This window comes from Kribbella sp. NPDC050281, from assembly GCF_040655855.1.
In the GTDB taxonomy this organism is placed as follows: domain Bacteria; phylum Actinomycetota; class Actinomycetes; order Propionibacteriales; family Kribbellaceae; genus Kribbella.
The window spans coordinates 44,085-52,442 of the sequence record NZ_JBFAKS010000024.1; the positions used below are offsets into that span (position 1 = coordinate 44,085).

General features: G+C 69.5%; 6 protein-coding genes. 5 read left to right on the forward strand and 1 reads right to left on the reverse strand.

The features are described 5' to 3' along the window. Position 1 precedes the first annotated feature (1 nt). Genes AB0I34_RS25025 through menC form a run of 5 tightly spaced genes read left to right on the forward strand, consistent with a single transcriptional unit; the run spans position 2 to position 6,609 of the window. Complete coding sequence (locus AB0I34_RS25025; RefSeq protein ID WP_360449079.1) at positions 2–1,771, forward strand: serine hydrolase; 1,770 nt, start codon at positions 2–4, stop codon at positions 1,769–1,771. A gap of 24 nt (positions 1,772–1,795) precedes the next feature. Beyond that, a complete protein-coding gene (locus AB0I34_RS25030; protein WP_360449081.1) occupies positions 1,796–3,520 on the forward strand; it encodes an ABC transporter family substrate-binding protein in 1,725 nt (574 codons plus the stop codon). A gap of 25 nt (positions 3,521–3,545) precedes the next feature. Then, a complete protein-coding gene (locus tag AB0I34_RS25035; protein WP_360449083.1) occupies positions 3,546–4,637 on the forward strand; it encodes a M20 family metallopeptidase in 1,092 nt (363 codons plus the stop codon). Further along, positions 4,634–5,503: a GNAT family N-acetyltransferase gene (locus tag AB0I34_RS25040; RefSeq protein WP_360449086.1), complete on the forward strand. Its 870-nt coding sequence runs from the start codon at positions 4,634–4,636 to the stop codon at positions 5,501–5,503. The genes AB0I34_RS25035 and AB0I34_RS25040 overlap by 4 nt, the downstream gene beginning before the upstream one ends. Beyond that, a complete protein-coding gene (gene menC, locus AB0I34_RS25045) occupies positions 5,500–6,609 on the forward strand; it encodes an o-succinylbenzoate synthase (protein ID WP_360449089.1) in 1,110 nt (369 codons plus the stop codon). The genes AB0I34_RS25040 and menC overlap by 4 nt, the downstream gene beginning before the upstream one ends. Here the strand turns inward: menC and AB0I34_RS25050 are convergent, their stop codons facing one another. Further along, the gene (locus AB0I34_RS25050) at positions 6,610–8,202 is read right to left on the reverse strand and encodes a helix-turn-helix domain-containing protein (RefSeq protein WP_360449091.1); all 1,593 of its coding nucleotides are present in this window, start codon (positions 8,200–8,202) and stop codon (positions 6,610–6,612) included. Between the last annotated feature and the right edge of the window lie 156 nt (positions 8,203–8,358).

The window sequence follows — 8,358 nt, forward strand, 5'->3', positions numbered from 1 at the left end:
CATGAAGGAACAGCTGGAGCAGGTGCTCGGGCCTGTGCATGCGCAGGCCTGGGTGCACGCGGTAGACCTCACCACCGGCAAGGAGACCGGGTCCGGCGAGGACACCGCGGTGGTACTGGCGAGCGTGTTCAAGGTTCCCGTACTGGTGGAGTTGTTCCGCCGGTTCGGCGACGGCCGGCTCGATCCGGCGACGCGGATGGATGTACCGGTCGACGGTCGCTCGGCCGGGCCGACCGGGTTGTCGGTGATGGCCGGCCCGATCGAGCTGTCGCTGCGCGATCTGGCGTACTGGATGATGAGCGTCAGCGACAACGCGGCCACCGACATCCTCGTCAACCTGCTCGGCACCGAGTCGATCAACGCGACCGTGCGCGAGCTCGGACTGACCGCGACCCGGGTCGACGGCACCTGCGACGACATCTACCAGACCATCTACGCTGACATCCCGGACACCGACGAGCTCGAACTGGAGGCCTGGCGAGCCGCCCGGGCGATCGATCCCGCGCGCACCCTGCAGGCCTCGACGCCACGCGACATCACCAGACTGCTCGCCGCGATCTGGAACGACGAGGCAGCGCCTCCCGAGCAGTGCGCGGAGATGCGTCGCATTCTCGCGGGGCAAGCCTGGCCGCACCGACTCCGCAGCGCGTTCACCGAGACGGGCACGATCGTCAGCGCCAAGACCGGCACGCTCCGGTTCTGGCGGAACGAGGCAGGCGTCGTCCGAACTCCCGACGGAAGCCGGTATGCCGTCGCGTCGTTCGTCCGGACCGACGACCCGGACTACCGTCTCCCCGCGGTCGACGCGGCAGTGGGATCCGTCGCGCGAATCCTCGTCGACAATCTCAGGTCGGTCCCGACCACGCTCCGTACGCCGGTCACCGCGACCGCGTCGACCCCGGACGAGATCCGCGCGTACGCCGGAGAGCTCGGCGCCGAGATCTGGTTGCACGCGCGTGACCTCGCCACCGGCCGGACGGTCGGCGTCGACGCGGAGACGCCGGTGGTCACCGCCTCGGTTCTGAAGGTCCCGGTGGCGCTCGAACTCGCGCGCCAGGCCGTGGCCGGCGAGGTGGATCTGGCCGGACGGATCACGGTGCCGACCGAGGGCCTCGTCGCTTCGCCGTACGGGCTGGCCATGCACCGCGATCCGGCGCTCATCTCCTACGACGACCTCGCCCTGCTGATGATGGTGATCAGCGACAACGTGGCCACTGATCTCGTGATCGATCGGGTCGGCAAGGACCGTGTGGCCGCACTGCTGGCCGAGCTCGGGTTGCCGGGGACCGCCGTACCGCAGAACTGTGCGGAGATCCTGGCGTCGATCGAGGCCGACCTCGCGATCAGCTACACCGACGACGAACGCGAGCTGGCCGACGTACCGGTGGAGCAGTTGCGTGCGCTGCGGGCACTCGATCCGGCCGGGACCTGCCGGACGACACCGGACGAGATCACCAGTCTGCTGGCCGGCATCTGGCGCGACGAGGCCGCCGACCCGGAGGCCTGTGCGCTGGTGCGCGGCTGGATGGGCAAGCAGGTCTGGCCGCATCGGCTGAGCAGCGGGTTCCCCGGTGACGAGGTCACGGTCAGCGGCAAGACGGGCACGCTGCCGCTCGTCCGCAACGAGGTCGGCGTGGTCGAGTTCCCCGACGGCGGCCGGTACGCCGTGGGCGTCTTCACCCGGGCCGCCGATCCGGCTCCCAATGCCCCGCAGTTCGACGGGCTGATCGGCTGGGCGGCCGCGCAGGCCGTGGCCCAGCTGCGTTCCTGACCCTTCTCATCCCCTGGAGCCGACATGGCTTTGCGAACCGCAGTCGTGGCCGCCGCTGGTGCCGCCGCACTGCTGCTGGCCGCGTGCAGCGGCGGTGGCGGTACGACGACCTCCGGCGACGGCCGCGTGTCCGATCCGCTCAACACCGCGAACACCGCCACCGTACGATCCGGCGGCACCGTGACCTACACGATCACCTACCCGATCTCGAACTGGAACGTGCTGAACTCCGGCGGCGCGACGTACTCGGTGCTGGACATCTCCAGCGTGCTGCTGCCAGGCGTGTTCCTGATTCAGCCGGACGGATCGCTGGCCCCGAACGAGCCGGTCGCCACGAAGGTCGAGAAGGTCGCCGATTCACCGCAGACGATCCGCTACACGATCAACCCGAAGGCGGTCTGGTCCGACGGTACGCCGATCTCGGCCGACGACTTCGCCTACACCTGGCGGGTGCTCGACCCGCGCCAGTGCCCGAAGTGCCAGGCGTCCAACACGGCCGGGTACGACCGGATCAAGTCGGTCACCGGGTCGAACGGCGGCAAGACGGTGACGGTCGTGTTCGACCAGTCGTACGTCGACTGGAAGGCACTGTTCTCCCCGATCCTGCCGGCGCACGTGGCCGCGACGTACGGGTCGGTGACGACGCCGGCCGGGCTGGAGAAGAGCTTCAACGAGGGGTTCGCGAAGAACGTGCCGAAGTTCTCGGCCGGGCCGTTCAAGATCCAGGAGTACACCTCGGACGGTTCGGTGGTGATGGTCCGCAACGACAAGTGGTACGGCAAGGCACCGAACCTCGACAAGCTCGTGTTCCGCCTGATCACCGACGTCTCACAGCAGCCGACCTCACTGGCGAACGGCGAGGTCGACGTGATCTACCCGAACCCGCAGGTCGACATCGTCCAGCAGGTCGACGACCTGCCCGGGGTGAAGTACCAGGTCACGCCCGGCGCGTCGGTCCATCAGGTCTGGCTCAACCTGAACGCACCGACGCTGAAGAACATCGCGCTGCGGAAGGCGATCATCCAGGCCGTCAACGTGCAGGGCGTGATCGACAAGACGATCGGGCAGTTCGACCCCACCGCCAAACCGTTGCGCAGTCACCTCTTCATCGAGGGCTATCCGGGCTACTCGGACGTGGATACGGCGAACGAGTACGGCATCGGCGACGTGGAGAAGGCCAAGAAGACCCTGACCGATGCCGGCTACACCGGAGTCGGGTCGAAGGTCGTCGCGCCGGACGGTACGCCGGTGCCGACGCTGCGGTTCATCGTTCAGGCCGGTGACAAGCTCCGTGCCAGCGAGGCGCAACTGGTGCAGGCGGCGGTCGCGCCGCTGGGCATCCAGGTCAAGTCCACCCCGGTGCCGAACACGATCGACGGAGTCCAGGCCGGCAACTGGGACCTGACCGTGGGCACCGTGACGCAGTCACCGTTCTCGGCCACCAGCAACATCCCCTACTACCTGAGCTGTCCCGCAGGGGTCACCTTCTGCAGGTTCAACCTGGGCAACTACGGCAACCCGAAGGTGGACAAACTGCTGAACGCGGCACTGTCCGCGACCAGCGCCGACGCCGCGACGAAGGATCTGCAGGAGGCCGACAAGATCGTGTCCTCGGACTACGCGATCCTGCCGCTCTACCAGAACCGGTCGTTCCTGGCCTACAGCGCGAAGGTCGGCAACATCCGGGAGAACAGCCTTGCGTTCCCGACCTACAACACCGAGCAGTGGGGACTGCTGGACGGCTCATGACGACCACCGCGGAAGGACGACCCCGATGCACGACCTGATGCTGGCAGATCTCGAGCGGCTGATCTGCTGCGAGTCGCCGTCGTCAGACCTCGACGCCCTGCACCGCTGCGCGGATGTCCTGACCGGCATAGGTACGACGTACCTCGGCCAGGCACCGGTCCGGACGGAGGCCGGCGGCCGACCGGTCCTCCGGTTCGGACCGGCCGACCCGGCCGTCCTGCTGCTCGGGCACCTGGACACGGTCCACCCGATCGGCACGCTCGAGCAGACGCCGTACCGAGTGATCGACGGGCGCGTCTACGGGCCTGGCGTGTTCGACATGAAGGTGGGACTGGTGCAGGCCGTGCATGCGATGGCTGCTTGCACTGCCCGCGACGACGTGGGCCTGCTGGTCACCGCGGACGAGGAGCTGGGCTCCCCGGCCAGCCGTGAGGTGATCGAGTCGGCGGCTGCGCGGAGTCGCGCCGTACTGGTGCTCGAGGCAAGCGTCGACGGCAGGCTCAAGACGGCTCGGAAGGGTGTGTCCACCTACGAGTTGCAGTTCACCGGGCGGGCGGCACATGCCGGCCTCGAGCCGGAGAAAGGTGCCAATACGAGCCTGGCGCTCGCGCAGGCGATCCTCGCGGTCAGCGATCTCGCCGACACCTCGGTCGGGACCACCGTCACTCCGACGGTGGCCCGGTCGGGCGTGACGATCAACACCGTTCCGGACACCGCGTCCGTCGCGATCGATGTGCGGGCCGCGAGCAAGGACGAGCAGGAACGGGTGGACAAGGCGATCCGGGCCCTGCCGAGCCCGGTCGACGGCGTGTCGATCGCGGTATTGGGCGGGATCAATCGCCCACCGCTGGAAGAGAGCCTGTCGGCGGAGCTGTTCGCACTCGCACAGGACGTTGCCGGTGAGCTCGGTCTGCCACCGTTGGAAGGGGCTCACGTGGGCGGCGGGTCGGACGGAAACTTCACCGCCGGACTCGGGATCCCGACACTTGACGGACTAGGCGCCGTGGGCAACGGTGCGCACACGGTCCACGAGTGGGCCGACGTCGCCGCGCTCGGCGAACGCACGCGGCTGCTGACGGGATTGATCGACCGTATCGCCGCCGGAGCGCGCGGATGACGGCCGTGCTCGAGGCCGAGGTGCGCGAGGCCCGGAAGGTGGCCGATGCGGTCGCCCGGGCCCGCGACCTCACCATTCGCGAGCTGCACGAGCCGATCGAGCATCGCGATGCGGAACGCCTCCTCGGGCGAGTATGGCGCACCGGCCCGGCCAGCCCACCGGTGTCGGGCGACCTGATGCGCGCCCTGTCGCATGCCGGTGCGTACGTCGCGGGCGCCTTCCTGGACGGCGAACTGGTCGGTGTCACCGCGGCATTCCTGGCCAACCGTCCCGGCTCGTCCGCCGAGCTGCACTCGCACATCACCGGCGTCGTGTCCGAGGTTCGCGGCCGGCAGGTCGGCTGGGCGTTGAAGCTGCACCAGCGGGCCTGGTCGCTGGAACGCGGGATCGAGTCGATCGCGTGGACCTTCGACCCGCTCGTCCGCCGCAACGCGTACTTCAACCTGACCAAGCTCGGCGCGCACGTGGTGTCGTACCTGGTCGACTTCTACGGCGAGATGGCCGACGGCGTCAACGCCGGTCAGGGCAGCGACCGGCTCCTGGTGCGCTGGCCGCTGCGGGCTCCCGACGTCATCGCGGCCGCGGCGGGCCATCACCTCGAGACACCTGTGGCAGCGGGCGCGACGATCCTCGACTCCGACGGTGACGGGCGACCGCGCCGGCTGGCGATGCCGGACGGGCCGACGATCCGGTGCGCCGTACCGGCCGACATCGAGGGAATGCGGTTGGACGACCCAGCGCTCGCGCAGGTCTGGCGAATGGAGGTCCGGGCGGCGTTCCAGGAGGTAATGGCGAGCGGGGCCCGGGTGGCCGGAGTGACGAAGGACGGCTGGTACGTGTTCACGAGGGAGAGGAAGAACCGTTGAAGATCACAGGTGTCGAGCTGCGGCGGATCGGACTGCCGCTGGTGGCTCCGTTCGAGACGTCCTTCGGTGCGCAGACCCATCGCGACATCCTGCTGCTCCGCGTGGTGACCGCGGACAGCGAGGGGTGGGGCGAGTGCGTGGCGATGTCGGAGCCGGTCTACTCCCCCGAGTACGTCGACGGTGCGGCCGACGTACTGCGTCGATTCCTGCTCCCCGCGGTCGCCGCCGCTGGGCCGATTACTGCTCCGCTCATTGCCGAGGTATTGGCGCCGTACCACGGTCATCCGATGGCCAAGGCTGCGTTGGAGGCGGCCGTGCTCGACGCGCAACTGAAGGCGGCAGGCATGTCGTTCGGTGACTACCTCGGTGCGGTCAAGCCGTCGGTGCCGGCGGGCGTCTCCGTCGGGATCATGGCGTCGGTCGACGTACTGCTCGAGGCTGTCGGCGGCTATCTGTCCGAGGGGTACGTACGGATCAAGCTCAAGATCAAGCCCGGTTGGGATCTGGAGCCGGTGCGTGCGGTGCGGGAGCGGTTCGGTGACGAGCTGATCCTGCAGGTCGACGCCAACACGGCGTACGAGGTCCGGGACGCCCGGCACCTGGCGCAGCTCGACGCCTTCGACCTCGCGCTGATCGAGCAGCCACTGCCCGAGGACGACCTGCGCGGCCACGCCGAGTTGGCACGGATGATGTCGACCCCGATCTGCCTGGACGAGTCGATCACCTCGGCGCGGTCCGCGGCGGATGCGATCGCCATCGGAGCCACCTCGGTGGTGAACGTCAAACCCGGTCGTGTCGGCGGCTACCTCGAGGCCCGGCGGGTTCACGACGTGTGCGCCGCGAACGGAGTCCCGGTGTGGTGCGGTGGCATGCTGGAGACGGGCATCGGACGCGCGGCCAACGTGGCACTGGCGGCCCTGCCGGGCTTCACGTTGCCCGGTGACACCAGCGCTTCCAACCGGTACTACGCCCGCGACGTGACTACGCCGTTCGTGCTCGACGGCAGGCATGTCGCTGTGCCGACCGGTCCCGGCCTTGGTGTCGACATCGACCGCGACTGGCTGGACGAGATCACGACCGGAGTGGAGTGGGTCGCGTTCTCCTGATCATGCGTCCCGGGCGAGCCGGCGAAGCCGCAGTTGCAACATGGTGGCCAGCCGGACGTCGGGGTCGTCCAGGTCGAGGCCGCTGATCTCGCACAGCCGGCGCAGGCGGTAGCGGAACGAGTTCGGGTGCAGGTGAACCGCGGCGGCCGCGTCCGCGACGTTGCCGAAGGCATCGAGATAGGCGACCAGGGTGTCGACGAAGCCGATCTCGTGCCGGTCGTCGTACTCGATCAGCGTGGCCAGCGGTCCCAGATGCAGTTCGCCGTCCTCGGTGACGAGGTCGGCGAGCCGGAGCAGGAGTGACTCGGCCTGGACGTCGTCGAAGCGGGCGATCCGACGGCCGCGGCGGTCCGCCTGCAACACCCGGAGCGCCCGGTCCGCCTCCCGGCGGGACAGCGCGACCTCGGCGAGCGACTCGGTCGTCCGGCCGACGCCGATCACGGCGTCGGCGCGGGCACCGATCCGGGCCAGGAAGTCCTCGGCCAGCCGGATGATGTCGCGATCGCCGTTCAGCACCGTTCGCGTCGAACCGTGGCCGGCCGGGAGGACGACGTACGTGACCCCGCCGACCAGAGCGGCCGCCGACCTCGGGTGGACTGCGGCGAAGTGGAGAGCCAGCGCGTCGCGCAGCCGTTGGGACGCGGCCTCGTTGTCGGCCGCGTCGCCCGCGAGGACCTGAGCGGCCATCACGCACAGCCGGCCGTCGGCCAGACCGAGTCTCTGTGCGGCCTCAGACGCACCCGCGCCACCTTCCAGCACAGTAGCGACCAGGTCGGCACTGAGCCGTCGCTCGACATCCGCGCCGGCTCGGGCCCGAAGCATGTGCAAGGCAACAATCCGTGCGGAGTCGGCGAAGGCCGCTGCACGATCGGCGGTCAGTGGCCCCCGGGCGACGGCCCACATCGACCCCAGTACTTCGTTGCCTGCGCGCACGGCGATGGCGACGCGGGGCAGCATCTCGTCGGTCAGCGCCTCGACGTACACCGGCTCGTCGCCGTGGAAGAGCTCACGGAACGCGCCGCGCTCGTGCAGCATCCGGGTGTACCGGTCCGGCACCTGGCGGCCCAGGATCGTCTCGACCCGGCCGGGGTCGGACTCCTCCTGATGCCCGGAGAACGCCAGCACCCGCGACGCCCGGTCCTCGATCGTGACCGGCGCGTCCAGCAGGGCGCCGACCGCGTTCGCGAGGGCGAAGAGATCGCCGGCCGGTGCGCCCGCGAAGTCGTCCGTGCCGCCGACCATGTCGGCCGACGCCAGTGACATCGTCCGAAGCAGCGCCGCCACGTGCGACCACGACGCCGCCCGGGTCAGCCCGAGCAGCGCGACCGAACTCTCCCGGACCGCCCTGACGACCGCCTCGGAGGTCTCGACCGGATGCTTCACGACGAGCCCGATCGCACCGCACTCACCGAGCCGCCGCAGCAACTCGACCGTCGTCTCCGCATCCCGGACGCCGACCCCGAGCACCAACTCCCCCGGACTGACCACCAGCTCGTCGTCCGGATCGTAGATCAGTACACCGGTCAGCTCAGCGTCGAGACTCCCCGGCGACGCGACCACGTCCAGCAACGTCCGCCCGAGATCCTCGAGCACGCGCGAAAGCTTCGACCTCGCCTGACCACTCATTGCCCACCGATCCTAGTGCCGCCCGACATCGTGGCGGTGCCAACCGACTCGCCTCGGCACCCGAACGCCGCCACGCGGACCGCCCTGGCGGGCGCCGCTGGGTCGGCGCCGCGGGTGGGGTGC